Annotated in this window: 17 protein-coding genes; 8 read left to right on the plus strand and 9 right to left on the minus strand. The window is 62.7% G+C overall.

What is annotated here, in order from left to right; all coding sequences use genetic code 11:
• Nucleotides 1–53 precede the first annotated feature (53 nt).
• Both AC1Q6J_RS14535 and AC1Q6J_RS14540 read right to left on the minus strand, forming a co-directional pair.
• Nucleotides 54–941 carry a hypothetical protein gene (locus AC1Q6J_RS14535; RefSeq protein WP_492279980.1) on the minus strand — a complete coding sequence of 296 codons (888 nt, stop codon included), beginning with the start codon at nt 939–941 and terminating at the stop codon, nt 54–56.
• A gap of 174 nt (nt 942–1,115) precedes the next feature.
• Nucleotides 1,116–1,967: an acyl-CoA thioesterase gene (locus AC1Q6J_RS14540; RefSeq protein ID WP_492279981.1), complete on the minus strand. Its 852-nt coding sequence runs from the start codon at nt 1,965–1,967 to the stop codon at nt 1,116–1,118.
• A gap of 134 nt (nt 1,968–2,101) precedes the next feature.
• On the opposite strand from AC1Q6J_RS14540, the gene AC1Q6J_RS14545 reads away from it, so the two are divergent.
• Both AC1Q6J_RS14545 and AC1Q6J_RS14550 read left to right on the plus strand, forming a co-directional pair.
• Entirely contained in the window at nt 2,102–2,320 is a 219-nt protein-coding gene (locus tag AC1Q6J_RS14545; RefSeq protein ID WP_492279982.1) for a hypothetical protein, read from the plus strand.
• Between the two features lie 259 nt (nt 2,321–2,579).
• Nucleotides 2,580–2,915 (plus strand): GIY-YIG nuclease family protein, encoded by a 336-nt coding sequence (locus AC1Q6J_RS14550; protein ID WP_492279983.1) that lies wholly within the window; start codon nt 2,580–2,582, stop codon nt 2,913–2,915.
• Nucleotides 2,916–2,965: 50 nt separating this feature from the next.
• Here the strand turns inward: AC1Q6J_RS14550 and AC1Q6J_RS14555 are convergent, their stop codons facing one another.
• A complete protein-coding gene (locus AC1Q6J_RS14555) occupies nt 2,966–3,280 on the minus strand; it encodes a hypothetical protein (protein WP_492279984.1) in 315 nt (104 codons plus the stop codon).
• 196 nt (nt 3,281–3,476) lie between these two features.
• On the opposite strand from AC1Q6J_RS14555, the gene AC1Q6J_RS14560 reads away from it, so the two are divergent.
• The gene (locus AC1Q6J_RS14560) at nt 3,477–3,908 is read left to right on the plus strand and encodes a hypothetical protein (protein WP_492279985.1); all 432 of its coding nucleotides are present in this window, start codon (nt 3,477–3,479) and stop codon (nt 3,906–3,908) included.
• Nucleotides 3,909–4,135: 227 nt separating this feature from the next.
• Here AC1Q6J_RS14560 and AC1Q6J_RS14565 read toward each other — a convergent pair whose 3' ends face one another.
• The 3 genes from AC1Q6J_RS14565 to pyrE all read right to left on the minus strand — a co-directional run bounded on the left by AC1Q6J_RS14565 (nt 4,136) and on the right by pyrE (nt 7,262).
• Nucleotides 4,136–4,918, minus strand: a complete 783-nt coding sequence (locus tag AC1Q6J_RS14565; RefSeq protein ID WP_492279986.1) for a DUF2865 domain-containing protein — start codon at nt 4,916–4,918, stop codon at nt 4,136–4,138.
• A gap of 187 nt (nt 4,919–5,105) precedes the next feature.
• Complete coding sequence (locus tag AC1Q6J_RS14570; RefSeq protein WP_492280058.1) at nt 5,106–6,524, minus strand: sodium:proton antiporter; 1,419 nt, start codon at nt 6,522–6,524, stop codon at nt 5,106–5,108.
• Between the two features lie 174 nt (nt 6,525–6,698).
• Complete coding sequence (pyrE, locus tag AC1Q6J_RS14575; RefSeq protein WP_492279987.1) at nt 6,699–7,262, minus strand: orotate phosphoribosyltransferase; 564 nt, start codon at nt 7,260–7,262, stop codon at nt 6,699–6,701.
• 110 nt (nt 7,263–7,372) lie between these two features.
• On the opposite strand from pyrE, the gene AC1Q6J_RS14580 reads away from it, so the two are divergent.
• Nucleotides 7,373–7,999 (plus strand): glutathione S-transferase family protein, encoded by a 627-nt coding sequence (locus AC1Q6J_RS14580; RefSeq protein ID WP_492279988.1) that lies wholly within the window; start codon nt 7,373–7,375, stop codon nt 7,997–7,999.
• Between the two features lie 181 nt (nt 8,000–8,180).
• On the opposite strand, the gene polA is transcribed toward AC1Q6J_RS14580, so the two are convergent.
• Together polA and AC1Q6J_RS14590 are read right to left on the minus strand one after the other, a co-directional pair.
• Nucleotides 8,181–11,264: a DNA polymerase I gene (polA, locus tag AC1Q6J_RS14585; RefSeq protein ID WP_492279989.1), complete on the minus strand. Its 3,084-nt coding sequence runs from the start codon at nt 11,262–11,264 to the stop codon at nt 8,181–8,183.
• Nucleotides 11,265–11,493: 229 nt separating this feature from the next.
• Nucleotides 11,494–12,552 carry an acyltransferase family protein gene (locus AC1Q6J_RS14590; protein WP_492279990.1) on the minus strand — a complete coding sequence of 353 codons (1,059 nt, stop codon included), beginning with the start codon at nt 12,550–12,552 and terminating at the stop codon, nt 11,494–11,496.
• A 153-nt stretch (nt 12,553–12,705) separates the two neighbouring features.
• Between AC1Q6J_RS14590 and AC1Q6J_RS14595 the strand changes: the two genes are divergently transcribed.
• The 3 genes from AC1Q6J_RS14595 to AC1Q6J_RS14605 all read left to right on the plus strand — a co-directional run bounded on the left by AC1Q6J_RS14595 (nt 12,706) and on the right by AC1Q6J_RS14605 (nt 17,468).
• Nucleotides 12,706–14,016: a UDP-glucose dehydrogenase family protein gene (locus AC1Q6J_RS14595; protein ID WP_492279991.1), complete on the plus strand. Its 1,311-nt coding sequence runs from the start codon at nt 12,706–12,708 to the stop codon at nt 14,014–14,016.
• Between the two features lie 167 nt (nt 14,017–14,183).
• On the plus strand, nt 14,184–16,796 hold the full coding sequence (gene hrpB, locus AC1Q6J_RS14600; RefSeq protein WP_492279992.1) for an ATP-dependent helicase HrpB: 2,613 nt from the start codon (nt 14,184–14,186) through the stop codon (nt 16,794–16,796).
• Nucleotides 16,797–16,928: 132 nt separating this feature from the next.
• Nucleotides 16,929–17,468, plus strand: a complete 540-nt coding sequence (locus AC1Q6J_RS14605) for a TIGR02281 family clan AA aspartic protease (RefSeq protein WP_492279993.1) — start codon at nt 16,929–16,931, stop codon at nt 17,466–17,468.
• 117 nt (nt 17,469–17,585) lie between these two features.
• Here AC1Q6J_RS14605 and AC1Q6J_RS14610 read toward each other — a convergent pair whose 3' ends face one another.
• The gene (locus AC1Q6J_RS14610) at nt 17,586–18,188 is read right to left on the minus strand and encodes a DUF938 domain-containing protein (protein WP_492279994.1); all 603 of its coding nucleotides are present in this window, start codon (nt 18,186–18,188) and stop codon (nt 17,586–17,588) included.
• 149 nt (nt 18,189–18,337) lie between these two features.
• Between AC1Q6J_RS14610 and AC1Q6J_RS14615 the strand changes: the two genes are divergently transcribed.
• The gene (locus tag AC1Q6J_RS14615; protein WP_492279995.1) at nt 18,338–19,837 is read left to right on the plus strand and encodes a phosphomannomutase/phosphoglucomutase; all 1,500 of its coding nucleotides are present in this window, start codon (nt 18,338–18,340) and stop codon (nt 19,835–19,837) included.
• The last annotated feature ends 19 nt before the right edge of the window (nt 19,838–19,856 follow it).

Below are 19,856 nucleotides of genomic sequence, written 5' to 3' on the forward strand. Positions count from 1 at the left end.
AAGGGCGGCTCGTTGAGCCGCCCTTTTTATTGTCCGCGTCGAGACGTCTGAACTCAGCGCGCCGTCGCGGTGGTGGTGCCCGAGGTCTTGCTGGTGGCGACGTTCAGGACCGCGCCGTTCTGCAGGTCGATCCGGTAGACTTCGCGCAGCACATTTCCGGCGAAACCAAGCTCAACGATGGAAATGCTCTTGAACGACACCGGAATGCCGTCGGGCAGGATCTGGTTGAACTCGGCGGCGGCCTGATCCATGTCCTTTTGCAGTTCCGGCGTGAACTTCACATTGCTGTAGACCAGCGTGTTGTGCGGATTGTGCGAGCGCAGCTCCTTGCCATCCTTCACGACGTTGACGCCGCTGACGCCGACCGTCTTCACCAGCTCCTTCGCGGCATCGCCCATGGCGGCGTAAACCGGACCCGTGCAGCGCGGCAGCGGGCCGTCGCGCAGCGGTGCAAGCGCGGCGGTTGCGGCGGTGTTGAACGCCATCATGGCCTCAAAGTCGGCCCCTTCCTTGACGATGCCGAGATCGAGCCACCACGGCTGACCCGCGCCCTTGGCGGCTTCGGTGGTGTAGAACTTCTTCAGGGTGACGTTGAGGGCGCCCGGCAGCTTCGGAAGGGCCTTCAGCATCTTCTCCGGTGTCGTCGCATCGGCGCTGTGGATATGCACGACGGTGACGTGCGGAATGTTGAAGCGCTGCGCCTCATCTTCGAGCTTCGCGTTGAGCAGCTTCTCGCGGAGCATGCCCCTGACGGTCAGGTCGAGCGTGTCGTTGACCTCTTTCGGCAGGGTGTAGACTAGGCCGAAGGTCCGCGCGTGCGGGCGGAAGCCGGGCGCGGACAGCGAACTGTTGTCGATCTCGGCATTCGCGGCGAAGGCGAACACGGATGCTGCTGCGGCGACGGCAACCGTCGCGAGGCGGTGAGACAATTTCTGAATCATGAAAAACTCCGGGTTGGCTGTTGAACACTCGTCAGAACCGGAAATGGCGGTGGGACCGCGGTCACATGTGCCGGATCATGAGCGGGTGCCGGACCATGGACCGCGAATATGACAGTGAGATTGTTTCACGGCTTCCTGCGGCAATTCGTCTCTCATCCGCGGATGGAGCGGTGTTCAGGCCTTGAAGTAGACGGTCTGCGAGGTGGTCGCGAGCAGGCGTCCGCTCGGGCTCCATAGCTCGCCGGTCTGGTCGCTGAAGCTCTTGTGAAAGCTTCTCGCGTCGGCAGCGCCGAGCACCACGGTGGTGTCTTCGGCCGCAAGGTCCGCCGCATCGGCATGAAACATTACCGTCATCGTCACCGTGCCGATCGGAACGATCTCGCCCCGGACATGAAAGATCCGCGCGAAGAATGTGTCGCACATCGACAGCAGCGACAGGGCATCGATGCGCCGGGGCGGCGCGTCGCTCAGCCACATGCTGGAATAGGCGCTGCCGAGCGTCTCGCGCGGCGCGTTGCCGTAACTTGGTGTGCCTTCGACGAAACGAAACTGATACTGCCGCGTCCAGGCCGTGACGCCGCTGTCGGGCAACGGCTTGATGGTCTCGAACGGCGGCGCGGGCGGCATCTGGGCGGGCTGATGCGACCATGACGGACGCCGGGCCGCGAACACGGCAGTTATGAACGCCGCCACGCCGTCATCCTGCGACAGCTCGACCATCCAGTGCCGGGTCGAGCGGGTCGCCTTCATCAGGCGCACAGTGAGATCGAACGCGCCGCGCGCCACCGGCATGCACAGGTTCACGGTCACCGTCAGCGGATCGCCGGCGCATTCCGGCTGCGCCATGATCGCGCGCAGCATAGTCGCGGCGGTGGCGCCGCCGAAAGGGCCGACGAATGCGAAATAATCCTCGCTGGCGGTGCCGCGCCACCGGCCATCCACGGCCACGACCTGCGTGGCGCGGTCGAACGGATGAACGCTGTCACCCGGAGTTCTGTGAGTGGTCTCAGGTGTCTTTTCAAGCATCGTCAGCTCCCGATCGGTTGCCGGAAGTGTTCGCAGGATCGGATCGCAACTCAATGACGTGAGAGGTAATGGCGGGCGCGGGAGTGGCTCCAGCCGCAAGGCGTGCTATTCTGAGTGTAAATCGGGAGGCTCAGATGGCGGACAACGATGGCATCAAGATCGCCAGTCTCACGCACAACTTCGTGACGAAGAAGTCGTTTGTCGGATTGGTCTGGGAAAGCGACGCCAGCAAGTCGCTGGGGCTGGAGGTGCCGTTTTGCTGCAGCCCGGAGCAGCTTCCGGTAGAGGCCGAAAAAGCCGTGCGCAAGCTTTCTCACGAACTCGCTTCAATACCCATCATGGTTGTGCCTTGAGTTCGCGCGAGGACCGCCGGTCAGCGAATGGACGCCGCAAGTAGCTGCGCAACCCTGCGATGGCCTTCAACCGTCGCGTATCGTCCGCGCGGTGCGGGATCTGAGCGCGGTGAAGTGGGGCGGCATCTTTGCGCATCATCAAACGAAAAGATGTAAGCCGTCGTCCCCGCGAAAGCGGGGACCCATAACCCCCTATTTCAAAGTATTGCGAGGCGTCCGCCCCATCGGCATCATATGAGCTAAGGGCAAAGGGGGCTGTGTGTACTACGTCTACATCCTTGTCAGCGGCAAACACGGGACGCTGTATGTCGGCGTAACGAACAATGTTCAGCAAAGACTGGAACTGCATCGCTCCAGCGATGGTTCGGAGTTCGTGAAAAAGTATGGCGTAAACCGCCTTATGCATGTTGAAGAGTATCAATCGCCGGAAGACGCAATCAGACGCGAGAAGCAATTGAAGAAATGGAATCGCGGCTGGAAAATCCAACTTATCGAGCAAGAGAACCCCGATTGGATTGATCGATCTGATCTTCTCATCTGGCTCGGTGGTTATGGGTCCCCGCTTTCGCGGGGACGACTAATGGTGGGAAAATGAAAGAGGCCGCCAACTGGGCGGCCTTTTTCATCAGCGAGGTGTATTGCGATTTAATCGTTGTCTTCAACAGGCAGGCCTAAGAAAGCCCTCATAATGTTGGCTTTGTCGGGGTTCTTCTTATCGACCTGCTGAAGCACGGCCTTGTGTAGCGCGCGATCCAACATCGTCCAGGTCGGCAGACCGCGACTCTGCGGATTTCCAATTGGGCTATCATCTGACCCATTCCAGCGAAAGCCGACCCGACGTTGCTTATCCCACATGCCAATGGCGTAGGCGCAGTTTCCTGGCCCCTTATCAAGAACTACGTCTACGAGGGTCCACATGGCTTTAGGTGAAATAACGTCCGAGGGGAGGATGTATGACATGACAACTTCCATACGTGAGATTTTCCAATCATCATACGTATGCATGTTTGTCGTATCGACGTCAAGGCGACTTGAAGCTGTCCGCTCAATCTCCTAGAACAAATTAAGAACACTTTAGCAAGTCATTGATATATCATTGTGATTCGGTCCCTTCGGGCCACCACATCTAGGGTCTGTCATTGGTCTTGAGGACTACATGTCCAATATCGCTTTCGACAACACGGCGCTGACGCGCATCGCGGACTTCGCCCGGACGCTCTCCCGTCTCCATGTTGCGGCCCGCACGCGGCTGGTGGACGACGATCACATTGACCGCGAATTCAACGCGGTCTGCATGTCGGTGTGGGGCTACACCACCGACGATTTCAGCGACGATCTGTTCTCGCTGAAGGACCACGAATTTCTCGACACGCTGGATGAAGCGCGGGCGCGCATCTTCGCCGCCGAGCACGGCTACGATCTGGTGGACGACACCGGCATCCTTGCCGACTGGTGGGGCTATTGCTGGATGATCCTGGCCGAACATCGCGGCCTCTTGACGCCGGAGATCAAGGCGCGGGCGCGGATGGAGATGGAAGAGAAATATCTCGCCGCGCCGAATGTGATCGGCGTTATCGTCGGGCGGTGAGTTGTCGAGTCGTTCCGGACAGTTCGCGAAAGCGGGGATCCATAACCACCGTCATCCTGAGGTGCGAACACTTGTGAGCCTCGAAGGGTGACGGTGAGGTGTTACGTTGCCGCCACGCATCCTTCGAGGCTCGCCGCGAAGTGCGGCTCGCACCTCAGGATGACGCGCTATCGTGCAAGTGGACACTGGCCTGCGCGGGGGCGACGTGAGTGTGGTGTTGTATCCGCTTACATCCGCGCGCGTGGCTTCGGCGCGACCTTCGGCATGATGGCGTCCGGCGCCATCGGCTGGGCGTATTTCGGCTCAGGCACCGATCCGGTGACGTCCTGCGACGAATAGGTGTCTTCGGGAATTTCAGCGGTCACCGGCGCGACCTTCATCTCGCCGAGCCGCGCGCGCAGCTCCGATGTCAGGCCGGGATAGTTGTTGACCGGCGTGAACTGCGCGGTCTGGCCGTTGGCGGAATTCGTTCCGGAATAGGCGACAAGCCCGTTCGAGGTGGCGACGATGTCGCCCGGGCGCAGCGTCGTGTCGAGCGACAGGTCAACCGGCGCGAGGCCTGCGGGGTCGCGGCCGTTGCAGGTGCAGTCCGCCTTCAGCGCCTTGCGATAGGCGAAGGCACTCGGCGTATCGACATAGCGCTCGCCCATATTGCCAACCGCATAGTCGATGCTGTTGCCGGAATAGACCTTGGTCGCGCTTGCCGGGCAGAATGATTGGCACATCTGCGCAGGCGTGCCGCCACCGCGCGACGTCAGCGGAAAATAGCGGCCGTCGCAGGTCCGCACGCAAAAGGTGGTGAAGCGTCCGCCTGGCGAGGCCGATGGCGCGGGCGCGGGATTCTGTGTGGAGAGGCCGAACGGATCGGCGAAGGCATTGCTTGGCTGCTGCTGGGGTGCCTGCCGCTCCGGCTTGTCACCGCCGAACAGGAAATCGAAAATGCCGGCGGAAGCCGCATGGGGTGCAAGCGCCACGGGCATCGCCAGGATGACAGCAAGGACAAGCGTCATGCGGCGCCGCACGCGCGAAATACGCAACTCTGTACGCAACACTGACTGCCCCACTCACGCAACGCTGACGCCCGCGGCAAGCTTTTGCCGCAGCGTCAACGACCTTAGTGCGTGATGGTAAACGCGGAGTTAGGGAGCGGCTTTGCGCCAGGAATTGTGGTCATGGAATTGCGCAGGCGCGTCGCACTCACGGCCTGAAGAACAGGAACGTCGCCAGCACGAATGTCGGCACCAGCACCAGCGTCGACCACACCATGTAGCCGAAGAAGCTCGGCATCCTCACGCCGGCCTGCCGCGCGATCGCATAGACCATGAAGTTCGGTGCGTTGCCGATATAGGTGTTGGCGCCCATATAGACCGCGCCGGACGAGATCGCGGCTAGCGTCGCCGCCTTCGCGGCCATCAGCACCTGCGGATCGCCGCCGGCGAGCTGGAAGAACACGAGGTAGGTCGGCGCGTTGTCGAGGAACGACGACAGGCCGCCGGTTAGCCAGAAATAGGCTGCGGCGTTGTTGCTGCCGTCGGCATTGGTGACAAGGCCGAGCAGCGCGGCGAACGGGCCCTGCGCGCCGGCCTGCAACATCGCCATCACCGGCACGATGCAGATGAAGATGCCGGCGAACAGGATCGCCACTTCCTGGATCGGTCCCCACGAGAACCCGTTGGCCGCGCGATCCGACTTCTGCGTCCACACCATGGATGCGATCGCGACCGCGACGAAGATCGCATCGCGCAGCAGGTCCTGAAGTTCGAGATCGACCCCCGCGATCCTGAAAGCGACGCCCGGCTTCCACTGCGCGCTCATCAGGATGGCGGCGATGATGACCGCGATCAGAATGAGATTGATCTTGCCGTGCAGCTTGAGCGGCGAGTCCGGTGTCGGGTCTTTCCGCCTCGGGAAACGGCCCTCGCGGTGATGCAGGTAAACGTCGATCACCATGAAGATCGCGAGCACGATGCCGCCGACCACTAGTGTCTCTTGCCACAGATGTACCGTGGTCCAGAAGAAATCGACGCCCTTCAGAAAGCCGATGAACAGCGGCGGATCGCCGAGCGGCGACAGCGCTCCGCCGATATTGGCGACGAGGAAGATGAAGAACACCACGACATGGGCATTGTAGCGCCGGTCGTCGTTGGCGCGGATCAGCGGACGGATCAGGATCATCGCCGCGCCGGTGGTGCCGACGACGCTGGCCATCAGTGCGCCGACCGCGAGTAACGCGGTATTGGTGAACGCGCTGTCGTGCAGGTTGCCTTCGAGATAGATGCCGCCTGCGACCGTGAACAGCGCCAGCAACAGCAGGATGAACGGCATGTATTCCAGGAAAGCCGTGTGCGCGAGCGTCATCGTCACGGTGTGGATGTCGGCGGTGGCGAACAGCGGGACGACGATCAGCGCGGCCCACAGCGCGGTGAATTTGCCGTAGTGATGCTCCCAGACGTGGGGATAGAACACCGGGCCGGTGGCGATACACAACAGAATGCCGACAAACGGCAACGCCCAGAGGACCGAGAGCTTCGCGCCGTCCAGTCCTTCGGCGGCGAAGGCGGGGGCGGGGATCAGAAAGAGCAGAATTGATGCAGCGAGAATCTGGAAGAGCCGGATTGTCACCTCGCCCCGCTTGCGGGAAGAGGTCGGAGTCCGAGCGATGCGAAGACTCCGGGCGAGGGGGAAACGCGGAAACTGCGCAAGACGGATGTCGTTCATGATAGAAATGCCCCTCACCCCGACCCTCTCCCCGCAAGCGGGGCGAGGGAGCAAACGTCAGCTTGCCTGAATTCAGTCTTTCAAAAATTCGCCCGCCTTGTAGAGCGCGCGGAACGGAATGCCGGCTTCGGCGAATGCTTCGGTGGCGCCTTCGTCGCGGTCGACCATGGTGAACACCAGCACCACTTCGCCACCTGAATCTTTCACCGCATCCACGGCCTTGATCGCCGAGCCGCCGGTGGTGGTGACGTCCTCGACGATGACGATGCGCTTGCCGGCGAGGCTCTCGCCCTTGGCGAGACCTTCGACCGCGAGCCGCGCGCCGTGTTCCTTGGGCTTCTTGCGCACGAAAAACGCCGCGATGGGATGTCCCTTCAGCCACGACAGTTGCGCGATTGCGCCGGCGATCGGCACAGCGCCCATCTCCAGTCCGCCGATGTAATCGACCTTGTCGTCCTTCAGCGCATCCAGCGACAGCTCGGCGAGCAGTGCCGCGCCCTCGGGATCGAGCATGGTCGGCTTCAGGTTGAAATAGAAATCGCTCTTGCGGCCGGAGGCCAGCGTGATTTCGCCGCGCCCGAACGAGCGCTTGCGGATGATGTCGGCGAGGCGGGCGCGGGACGCTGATTTGGACAAGGCGATCTCTTCAGGGTGCGGGGGATTGTGCGGAATTTATCCGTCATCTCGTAGACATTCCATAGCGGATCGCCCACCGTCAACAGCGCAAGCTCACGCAAGGTATCGGAATGACCATCGACTTCTACGCCTGGAACACCCCGAACGGCCGCAAGATCAGCATCGCGCTGGAGGAAATGGGGCTGCCCTACAAGGTGCATCCCATCAATATTTCCAGGGACGAGCAGTTCGCGCCGGACTTCCTCAAGATCAGCCCGAACAACAAGATCCCCGCCATCGTCGATCCGGACGGCCCGCACGGCAAGCCGGTCAGCATCTTCGAGTCCGGCGCGATCCTTCTCTATCTCGGCGAGAAGACCGGACAATTCCTGCCGAAGGATCTGGGCGAACGGATTCCGGTGCTGGAATGGCTGATGTGGCAGATGGGCGGCTTCGGGCCGATGCCGGGGCAGGTGCATCATTTCATCGAGCTCGAGAACGAGCAGGATCGCCGCTACGGCCTCGAGCGTTTCATGAAGGAAACCCGCCGGCTCTATGGCGTGCTGGACCGCCGTCTTGATGGGCGCGAATTTGTCGCGGACAAGATTTCGGTGGCCGACTTTGCCATTCTTGGCTGGGCGTGGCGGCATGAGCGGCACAAGGTCGCGCTCGACGATTTTCCGAACGTGAAACGCTGGTATCGGACGATGATGGCGCGGCCGGGCGTGCAGCGGGGGTTTGGAGTGAAGCTGGGATAGCTTCTTCTTCTTCCCCTCTCCCCTTGTGGGAGAGGGTGCCTGAGCGCAGCGAAGGCGGGTGAGGGGTCAACTCCTCACCGTAAGATACAACCCCTCACCCGGCTCAGTCTCGCTCCGCTTGCCTTCGCCACCCTCTCCCACAAGGGGAGAGGGGAAGAAAGCATCGCGTGAAACACGCGCTCTAATGCGCCTCGTCCCAGTTGCTGGCGGCGCGGGCATCGACCTGCAACGGCACTGACAATGACACCGCCGGGAATGGCGCGTCCTGCATCACATGCTGGATCACCGGCAGCGTCTTGGCCACCTCATCGTCCGGCACTTCGAAGATCAGTTCGTCGTGGACCTGCAACAGCATCTGCGCCGACAGTTTTTTCTCGGCGAGCGCGTCTTCCATGCGGATCATGGCGCGGCGGATGATGTCGGCGGCGGAGCCTTGCAGGCGGGCGTTGATCGCGGCGCGCTCGTTGAAGGAGCGGATCGACGGGTTGCTCGCCTTGATGTCCGGGTAATGACATTTGCGCCCGAAGATCGTTGCGACATAGCCATGCTCGCGGCAGAAGTCGCGCGTCGCGTCCATGTAGGCGCGGATGCCGGGGAAGCGCTCGAAATATTTCTTGATATACGCGCCGGCTTCCTCGCGCGGAATGCCGAGCTGGTTGGCGAGGCCGAACGCCGAGATGCCATAGATGATGCCGAAGTTGATCGCCTTGGCGCGGCGGCGCACCTCCGCGGGCATGTCCTTGATCGGCACGCCGAACATTTCCGACGCGGTCATGGCGTGAATGTCCAGCTTGTCGTGGAATGCCTGCTTGAGCGAGGGGATATCGGCGATCTCCGCCAGCAGCCGCAATTCGATCTGCGAGTAATCCGCCGAGACCAGCTTGTGGCCCTTGGTGGCGATAAAGGCTTTGCGGATCTTGCGGCCGTCCTCGGTGCGCACCGGAATGTTCTGAAGGTTCGGCTCGTTGGACGACAGCCGTCCCGTGGTGGTCGCGGCCAGCGCGTAGGTCGTATGGACGCGATGGGTTTGCGGATTGACGTATTCCGGCAATGAATCCGTGTAGGTCGATTTCAGCTTGGTGACCTGCCGCCATTCCAGAATGCGCTTCGGGAAGTCGTGGCCGGCTTCGGCCAGTTCGTCGAGAATCTGCGCGGACGTCGACCATGCGCCGGTCTTGGTTTTCGCGCCGCCGGGCAGGCCCATCTTGCCGAACATGATGTCGCCGAGCTGCTTCGGGCTGCCCGGATTGATCGGCTCGCCGGCCATCTTCTGAATGTCAGCCTCGACGCGCGCGGCGGTCTGCGCGAACTCGCCGGACAGGCGCGAGAGAACTTGCCGATCGATGGAAATGCCGCGCCGCTCCATGCGTGCGAGTACCGACACCAGCGGGCGCTCCAGCGTCTCGTAGACCGTGTTGACGCGATACGCCATCAGCCGCGGTTTCAGCACACGCCACAGCCGCAGCACGATGTCGGCACGCTCGGCGGCATACTCGGTGGCTTTATCGACAGGCACCTGATCATAGGTGATGCGGTTTTTGCCGCTGCCGATGAGCTCTCCGAAACCAATGGCCTTGTGACCGAACCAGCTCTCGGCCAGCGGCTCGTAATCGTGTTTGGCGCGGCCCGCGTCGAGCACATAGGAAATCAGGATGGTGTCTTCGAGCGGCGCCATGTCGATGCCGTGCTGCGCCAGCACCACGGTATCGAACTTCAGATCGTGACCTATCTTGAGAACGCCGGGGTCCGTGAGCAACGGTTTGAGCGCAGCCAGCGCGTCGGCGGCCTTGATCTGGTCCGGCGCAAGTCCGCCGGCGAACAGTCCCGAGCCGTCGCCTGGCCTGGTATGCGCAAGCGGGACATAACAGGCCTCATTGACCCCGGTGGCGAGAGAGATGCCGGTGATCTCCGCCTGCATCGGGTCGGCGCTGGAGGTCTCGACCGTCAGGGCAACCTGGCCGATATCGAGGGCGCGCGCGATCCGGCGCTGCAACTCGTCGATGGTCCTGATCGTTGCGTAGGCGGCGCGATTGAACTTCGCGCCGCGCGCTTCCTCGGCGCGCGCATCGGCCAATGCTTTTGGCGTCTGAGGACCGTTGGCGGATGCCACAGCCTGCTTGGGTTGCGATCCGGTCCACTGTCCGGCGTTGGACGTTTTTTCGGACGTGCCTCGGGCAAAAAGATCAGGCTCGCCGCCCAGCGGCGGCGTCGCGGGCGAATCGGCGGGCGCGAATGCGCTTTTCATCTTCGCGTCTGCTTCGATATCCGACGGATCGATCTGCGAATATTCCGCCACGCGCCGCGTCAGCGTCGAGAATTCCATCGCTTTCAGGAAGGCGATCAGCTTGCGTGAATCCGGCTCGTGGACCGCGAGGTCATTCAGCGGCACGTCGAGCTTCACGCGGTCATCGAGCTGCACAAGCTTCCTTGAGATGCGCGCCTTGTCGGCATTCTCGATCAGCGCCTCGCGCCGCTTCGGCTGTTTGATTTCGGGCGCGCGCTTGAGCAGCGTTTCGAGGTCGCCGTATTCGGTGATGAGCTGCGCCGCGGTCTTGATGCCGATGCCGGGCACGCCGGGCACGTTGTCGACCGAGTCGCCCGCCAGCGCCTGCACCTCCACCACCTTCTCGGGCGGCACGCCGAATTTCTCGATCACCTCGGGAATGCCGATGCGGCGGTCCTTCATGGTGTCGTACATCGACACGCAATCCGTGACCAATTGCATCAGGTCCTTGTCTGAAGAGACGATGGTGGCCGTCGCGCCGCGCTCGCAGGCCTCGCGCACATAGGTCGCGATCAGGTCGTCGGCCTCGAAGCCGGATTGCTCGAGACACGGCAGATCGAATGCGCGGACCGCTTCGCGGATCAGCGCGAACTGCGGAATGAGGTCGTCGGGGGCGGGGGCGCGCTGCGCCTTGTACTCGGGATACAGCTCGTTGCGGAAGGTGACTTCGGACTTGTCGAAGATGATTGCCAGATGCGTCGGCCGGTTGTCCGGCGGCATGTCGCGCATCAGCTTCCACAGCATGTTGCAGAAACCGAGCACGGCATTGACCTGCAAGCCGTCGGACTTGCGGTTCAGCGGCGGCAGCGCGTGATAGGCGCGGAAAATGTAGCCCGAGCCGTCCACCAGAAAGACGTGGTCGCCCCTGGCGGGGACCTTGGCTGCTGAAGCCTTCGCTGCCGCAGCTTTGGCAGCGGGTTCCTTGGAAGAGGCGGGTTTCGCGGCAGATGATTTCGCAGGTTGTGCGGGCTTATTCGGCATGGCCGCAACTTAAGGATTTTGGCCGCGAATAACACCCCTCTGCGGTGCAGATGCGCACTGGAATTTTCGCTGCCGTCCCGAAAAATCTGCGTCGTCCCCGCGAAGGCGGGGACCCATATTCCCTGATTTATCGATTTGAAGGGGGTATCGGAGCTACATTCTCGCTTTCGCCACGACGCGCAGTGGTTATGGGTCCCCGCCTTCGCGGGGACGACATCGCGGTTGGATTTTACTCCGCCGCCTGCAAGGCCGGGCGCGTCTGCTTCGGCGCGATCCAGAACATGGCGGGCCGCTCGAACAGGAAGTTGAGTCCCGCGCGTTTCGCCCCCCACCACATCAGCAGCGCACCGACAACGCCGGCGATGGTGTCGATCAGCGAGACAACACCGATGTCGGGGATGACGCCGGTCTTGAGCAGCACCACCCGCACGATCGCCATCGGCAGGAAGAAGGCCAGATAGATCACGATGGAATGCTCGCCGCAGTACCGCAGGAAGCCGAGCCAGTTGGCGCGGGCGAGCAGCGTTCCGGTGACGATGACGGCGCAGGCACCGGCAAATCCGAGCGCGAGCGAAATCACCGGCCGGTCGCCGTAGCCTGCGAACACCAGAACGCCGTTGGCGACGCTCCACGCGGCAAGGCCGATCAGGGCGGCGCCGGGCTTTTCTCGCGCACGATCGGCCAGCGCGAACACATAATTCGCGAGCAGGTAGCCGGAGTAGAAGTAGACAAAGCGCGCGGCGAATTCGTCGATCACGGACCAGCCGGTCGCGATATGCGCGGCCTCAAGCAATGCGGCGATCAGCCAGATCAGCGCTGCCGGAATACGCAGCGTGGCTTTGGTCACCACGAAGAACACCGGCAGCAGATAGATGAACCACAGCGTGCCGAACGGCTCGATGAAAGATTGCAGATACATGACACCGACATGAGCCCAGCCCTGCTCGGCGGCGAAGCCGGGGGCCTTGAAGGTGAACTGGATCGTCACCCACAACACATAGAAGTAGGCGAAGTGGACCACCTTGCGGTCGAGGTAGGTGCGCCAGTCGCGGCCGATGACCCGGGCCAGAAACAGCCCCGAAATCAGGAAGAAATCCGGCATCCGGAACGGTTTGGCGAACTCGACCAGCAGGTGCATGAAGCCCTGCTTGCCTGCGGCGGCCTCGACGCCCAGGGTCGAGTGCATCATTACCACCATCACGATGCAGATGCCCTTGGCATAATCGACCCAGTCGATCCGCTCGGAGGCGGGCGACAGGCGCGCGCCGGATGTACCTTTATCGCTCATGGTGTCTCGTTTCGGTCCAGATCGGCGCCATGATGGGGCGCATGGGTTTCATTCTCCTTTATTCATACAAATGTTGTGCCCAATTCACGCGGAATTGCGCTAAAAGGCCCGCGAAAACAACGTCGTTAATTTGGCTTTGGGATAGGTAACTTCATGCGGATTGCCATGATCGGCACGGGCTATGTGGGGCTGGTGTCCGGGGCCTGCTTCGCGGATTTCGGCCATCGCGTGACCTGCGTCGATACCGACGCAGGCAAGATCGCCGCGCTCAACCGCGGTGAAATCCCGATCTTCGAGCCCGATCTGGACCGGCTGGTGGAGGCCTCCGTGAAGGCAGGGCGGCTCGATTTCACCACCGATATCGCAGGGCCCGTGGGCAAGGCGGACGCGGTGTTCATCGCGGTGGGCACGCCGTCTCGGCGCGGCGACGGCCACGCCGACCTGACCTATGTGCATGCCGCCGCGCGCGACATCGCGAAGGCCCTGCAGGGCTTCACCGTCGTCGTCACCAAGTCGACCGTGCCGGTCGGCACCGGCGACGAGGTCGAGCGCATCATCCGCGAAACCAATCCGCAGGCCGATGTCGCGGTCGCGTCCAATCCTGAATTCCTGCGCGAGGGCGCTGCGATCCGCGACTTCAAGCATCCGGACCGCATCGTGGTCGGCACCGATGATGAGCGCGCGCGCAAGGTTCTCGGCGAGGTCTATCGGCCGCTGTATCTCAATCAGGCGCCGATCATGTACACCGAGCGGCGCACGGCGGAGCTGATCAAGTACGCCGCCAACGCATTTCTCGCGACCAAGATCACCTTCATCAACGAGATAGCGGACCTGTCGGAGAAGGTCGGCGCCGACGTGCAGGAGGTTGCGCGGGGCATCGGCCTCGACAACCGCATCGGCCCGAAGTTTCTCAATGCCGGTCCCGGTTTCGGCGGCTCGTGTTTTCCGAAAGACACCCGCGCGCTGGTCAAGACCGCGCTGGATCATGACGTGCCGCTGCGCATCGTCGAGGCGGTGCTTGCGGTGAACGACAATCGAAAAAGAGCCATGGCGCGCAAGGTTTCCAGCGCGCTCGGCGGCAACCTGCGCGGCAAGACCATCGGTCTGCTCGGCCTCACCTTCAAGCCGGACACCGACGATATGCGCGAAGCGCCGTCGATTCCGCTGGTCACGGGCCTGCTCGATCTCGGCGCCAAGGTGCGTGCCTACGATCCGGCCGGCATGGAGCAGGCGAAGGGCGAACTGCCGGACATCACCTATTGCGAGGATCCTTATGCGGTCGCCAAGGATGCCGATGCGCTGGTGATCGTCACCGAGTGGCGGCAGTTCCGCGCGCTCGATCTCAAGCGGCTGAAGCGCGACATGGCCAATCCCGTGATGGTCGATCTGCGCAACATCTATCGCCGCGACGAGATGGAAGCGCTTGGCTTCACCTATGAAAGCGTCGGGCGCGGGGCGGTGTGAGATCGTCTTTTCTTCCCCTCTCCCCTTGTGGGAGAGGGTGCCCGAGTGCAACGAGGGCGGGTGAGGGGTAGTGATCGCATTCGAGACCCCTCACCCGGCTCGAATTCGCTACGCTTATTCTCGCCACCCTCTCCCACAAGGGGAGAGGGGAAACAAGCGAGTGACTTTTGACCCGAAACTTCTCCACGCCTCTCCCCATCGACGCGGTTCTGGCAGAACTGGCATCGACGCTCGCGCGCAGCAGCACCGCCGTGCTGGTCGCGCCGCCGGGTGCGGGCAAGACCACGCGCGTGCCGCTGGCGCTGCTGGATGCGGGCTGGGTTGAGCGTAAGAAAATCATCGTGCTGGAGCCGCGCCGGATCGCGGCGCGCGCCGCTGCCGAGCGCATGGCGCAGACATTGGGTGAGAAGGTCGGCGAGACCGTCGGCTATCGCGTGCGCTTTGGCTCCAAGGTGTCGCGCGCAACCCGGATCGAGGTGGTCACCGAAGGCATCTTCACGCGGCAGCTCCTCGACGATCCTGAATTGTCCGGCGTCGCCGCGGTCTTGTTCGACGAATTCCATGAACGCTCGCTCGATGCGGATCTCGGTCTTGCCCTCGCACGCGACGCGCAAACCGGACTGCGGGAGGATCTGCGCATTCTGGTGATGTCCGCGACGCTCGACGGCGCGCGGGTGGCGAAGCTGCTCGGCGATTGTCCTGTGATCGCCAGCGAAGGCCGGGCGTTCCCGGTCGACACGCGCTATCTCGGCCGCAAGCCGGACGTGCCAATCGAGCGGCAGATGGCGGACGCCATCGCCACGGCGCTGCGCGCAGATAGTGGCTCGGTGCTGGCATTTTTGCCGGGCGCCGCCGAAATCCGCCGCACCCAGAATTTTCTCAGCGAACGCGTCAGCGATCCGAACACCGAGATCGTGCCGCTGTTTGGTGCGCTCGATGCCGGCGTGCAGGACCGTGCGATTTCGCCGCCGCCGAAGGGGCAGCGCAAGGTGGTGCTGGCGACCTCGATTGCAGAAACCTCGCTGACCATCGAGGGCGTGCGCATCGTGGTTGACTCGGGCATGGCGCGGGTGCCGCGTTATGAGCCTGATATCGGTCTCACGCGACTTGAAACCATCCGCGCCTCGCGCGCCGCGGTCGATCAGCGCAGGGGCCGCGCAGGCCGCACCGAGCCCGGCGTGTGTTACCGGCTGTGGGACGAGCCGCAGACCGCGTCGCTGGAGGCTTACACACGGCCGGAGATTTTGTCCGCCGATCTGTCCTCGATGGTGCTTGATCTCGCGCATTGGGGCGCGGGCGATCCGTCCACGCTGGCATTTCTCGATTCCCCGCCGCTGCCGGCCCTGACGGAAGCGCGCGCCCTGCTGCGTGAACTGAACGCGCTCGATGATGCGGGCCGCATCACGCCTGAGGGCAACAGCCTGCGCGCGCTGGCGCTGCCGCCGCGCCTCGCGCGCATGATCGTGGATTCGCACCGGCTTGGTAGCGGCGATGAGGCCGCGCTGATCGCCGCCATTCTCACCGAGCGGGGGCTTGGCGGTGACAGCGCCGATCTCGATGTACGCCTTGATAACTTCCGCCGCGACCGTTCGCAGCGCGCGCAAAGCGCGCGGCAACTGGCGGAGCGCTGGGCCAGGCAGGTGGCGAATGGGATTGCGGCGAATGACGTTCGCGCACCTTCTTCTCCCTCCCCCCTTGCGGGGGAGGGTCGGGGAGGGGGGACATCACCTTCGATGGTGCGAAACAATACCCCCACCCCCAACCCCTCCCCGCAAGGGGGAGGGGAGTCGCTCCACTCTTCGAGAAGTATCGACCTCTCCACCGGCCTCATGCTGGCGCTGGCGTTTCCGGATCGCGTGGCGCGCAATCGCGGCAATGGCTCGTTCGTGCTGGCCAACGGGCGCGGCGCGAGCATTGAGCAGACCTCCGCGCTGGCGAAATCGCCTTATGTCGCCGTCGCTGAACTGACGGGGACGGCGGCGAACGGGCGCATCCTGCTGGCGGCGCCGATCACGCAAGGAGAGATCGAGGCGCAGTTCGCCGATCACATCCAGACCGACGACGAGATCACGTTCGACCGAGCAGCGATGGCGCTGCGCGCACGGCGCAGGAAGAAGCTCCACGCCATCACGCTCTCGGAGCAAACCCTGCCGGTTTCGCCGTCGGCGGAGACCGCGCGTGTGCTCTCCGACGGACTCGTCGCTGTGGGGCTGGATCGTCTGCCGTGGTCGAAACCGCTGAAGCAATGGCGCGACCGCGTGATGTTTTTGCGCGCGGCTTCGCCCGGCGACTGGCCCGATCTCTCCGACAACGCACTGGCGGACAAACGAGGCGACTGGCTGGTGCCGGCACTGTTCGACAAGACCTCGCTGGCGAGCTTCTCCGCGGGTGATCTGTCCGATGCGCTGATGAATCTGCTGCCGTGGGACATGCGCGCACGGCTTGATCGCGAAGCACCGGCCCATTTCGAGGCACCGACCGGCACGTCGCTGCCGATCGACTATGAAGCCGAGCAAGGGCCGACCATCGCGGTCCGCTTGCAGGAACTGTTCGGGCTCAATGTTCACCCGTCGATCGCGAAGGGGAAAATTCCGCTGGTGCTCGAACTGCTGTCGCCTGCCCATCGCCCGGTGCAGGTGACACGCGATCTGCCGGGTTTCTGGCGCGGGTCCTATGCTGCGGTTCGTTCCGATCTGCGCGGGCGGTACCCGCGCCATCCCTGGCCTGAAGATCCCGCGTCAGCGCCGCCGACCCGCCGGGTCAAGCCGCGCGGGACGTGAGAATTAACGCTTCCCTCACCCTTATTTCGGAAAAAGCCCTCTTTGTGGGTGCCGGACGGTCAAGTTTCGGCTCGCTGTGATCTGGTTCCCGTAAGGTTCGCGTGGGACCAGGTTGGTACAGGCGTATGTGTGATGCGTAACATCATGATTCTGGCGGCCCTGCTGGTTGTGTTCGGCACGTCCATGGCGAAAGTCGCGGACCAGATGACCTCGCAGAAAGCGCAGGCCAAGGCCGTCGACAAGGCGAGGGCGATGAATGCCTTCGCGTCGGTCCAGCCGAAAACCACAGGCAATGCCGGTGTCCGCAGCGTCACCGTTTCGCGCGACAGCCGCGGCCATTTCCAGACCGATGGCCGCGTCGATGGCCGCCGTCTCGGCTTCATGGTTGATACCGGCGCATCGGTGATTGCGCTGAACGAAAGTTCAGCGGCGCTGATCGGCATTCGTCCGCGGCCCAGCGAATACACTGCAAATGTTTCAACCGCCAACGGCTCGATCAGGGCTGCGCGCACGCGCCTCGCCATGGTCGATATCGGCGGGCTGGTTGTGCGCGACGTCGATGCGCTGGTGCTGCCCGACGAAGCACTGTCGGAAAACCTGCTCGGCCTGTCGTATCTCTCGAAACTCAGGCGTTACGAATTCGCCGGCGGCAAGCTGGTGATGGAGCAGTAGGCAAGCAGCGGCTGCAAAAAGATACGTCATGCGCGGGCTTGACCCGCGCATCCATCCCGAAAACAACTTTTCCAGGAAGATGGATTGCCGGGTTAAGCCCGGCAATGACAACTCAAATTATACTTTCCGGAACACTACGCTCAGATTGTTCGCCGGCATTTCGGTGATCGACGGCCCCGAAAATCCCTCCGTCCGCGCCAGTTCCGCGACGGCTTCCAGATCGCGCAATCCCCACTCCGGATTTCGGGACTTGAGACTTGCGTCGAACGCCTCGTTGCTTGGCGTGGTGACCACATCCGCGCGCCGGTACGGTCCATACAGATACAGCGGCGCTCCGGTGTGCAGCAGCCTCGCCGCGCCGCGTATCAAGCCCTCGGTCGCCTGCCAGGGAGAAATGTGGATCATGTTGATGCAGAGGATGGCGTTGGCTGCGGCGAGCGGCCAGCGGTCCGACGAGGCATCCAGCATCACAGGCATCCGCACATTGGAAAGACCGCTGTCCTGCGTCCACGCTGCGATGCTTTGCAGGGCGGCGTCTTCGGGGTCGGACGGCTGGAACGTCAGGCCCGGAAAGGCCCGCGCGAAATGCACGACGTGCTCGCCGGAGCCGCTGGCGATTTCAAGCACAAGTCCGGACGCGGGCAGCACACCGCGCAGCACATCGAGAATGGCATCGCGGTTACGCAAGGTGGCGGGATACTCAAGGCGGCGGTCGGTCATGCGCGTCCGATCTGAATGAAAGCTGTACGGGTTGGCTGCCAATATGCCGTATTTCATTTTTAAAAGCTTGGCTCCCGCCTTTCCACGGTTCCAAGCATTCGCTAAAGCTGCTGGATATCGCCCGCCCGCATTGTCACGAGGCCCTCTGAATGTTTCCGAAGCCAAAGCCCGAACTGATTCCGAATACCTATGCCTATGAATCCGAACCGATGGTGAAGGCGACGGGTTTCCGCGAATATGACGCGCGCTGGCTGTTCGGCAAGGAAATCAACCTGATGGGCATTCAGGCCCTCGGCATGGGCCTCGGCACCCTGATCGCGGAAATGGGACAGAAGCAGGAAATTGTCACTGCGCACGATTTCCGCGGGTATTCCGCCTCGATCAAGTACGCGCTGATCTCGGGCCTTCTGGCATCCGGCTGCAAGGTGCATGACATCGGCCTTGCGGTGACGCCGATGGCGTATTTCGCACAGTTCAATCTCGACGTGCCGTGCGTCGCGATGGTCACCGCCTCGCACAACGACAATGGCTGGACCGGCGTGAAGATGGGCGCGAATCGTCCGCTGACATTCGGGCCGGACGAGATGACCCGGCTGAAGGAGATCGTGCTCAACGCCGATTTCAAACTGAAGCCCACGGGCGGATATCAGTTCCACGAGAATTTCCCGGCGCGCTACATCGCCGATCTCACCAACCGCCCGAAGCTGAAGCGCAAGCTGAAAGTCGTGGTCGCCTGCGGCAACGGGACCGCGGGCGCGTTCGCGCCGAAGGTGATGGAAGCCATCGGCTGCGAGGTGATTCCGCTCGATGTGGATCTCGATCACACTTTCCCGAAGTACAATCCGAATCCTGAAGACATGGAAATGCTGCACGCGATCCGCGATGCGGTGCTGGAACACAAGGCCGATGTCGGCCTCGGCTTCGACGGCGACGGTGATCGCTGCGGCGTGGTCGACAACACCGGCGAGGAAATCTTCGCCGACAAGGTCGGCGTGATGCTGGCGCGCGACATGTCCGCGATCCACAAAAACGCGCAGTTCGTGGTCGACGTGAAATCAACCGGCCTGTTCGTGACCGATCCGGTGCTTCAGAAACAGGGCGCTCACACCACCTACTGGAAGACCGGCCATTCCTACATGAAGCGCCGCACCCACGAATTGAAGGCGCTGGCGGGTTTCGAGAAGTCCGGACATTTCTTTTTCAACGCGCCGATCGGACGCGGTTACGACGATGGCCTCGTCTCCGCCATCGCGGTCTGCGAGATGCTGGACCATGCGCCGGGCAAGACCATGGCGGACCTGAAGGACGCGCTGCCGAAAACCTGGTCGTCGCCGACGATGTCGCCGCACTGCTCCGACGAGACCAAATACGGAATTGTCGCGCAGGTGGTGAAGCACTTCGAGGATCAGAAGGCGAAGGGCGCCAAGGTCGCCGGCCAGCCGATCCGCGATCTGGTCACGGTCAACGGCGTGCGCGTCACCTGCGAGGACGGCAGCTGGGGATTGGTGCGCGCCTCAAGCAACAAGCCGGAGCTTGTGGTGGTGGTCGAAAGCCCGGTCTCCGAACAGCGCATGCGCGACATGTTCGAGGCGATGGATTCGGTGCTGCGCACCCATCCCGAAGTCGGCGAGTACAATCAGAAGATTTGAGCCACGTAGAATAATCGAC

Source organism: Afipia sp. MLSD5-FHT05B12 (assembly GCF_058793355.1).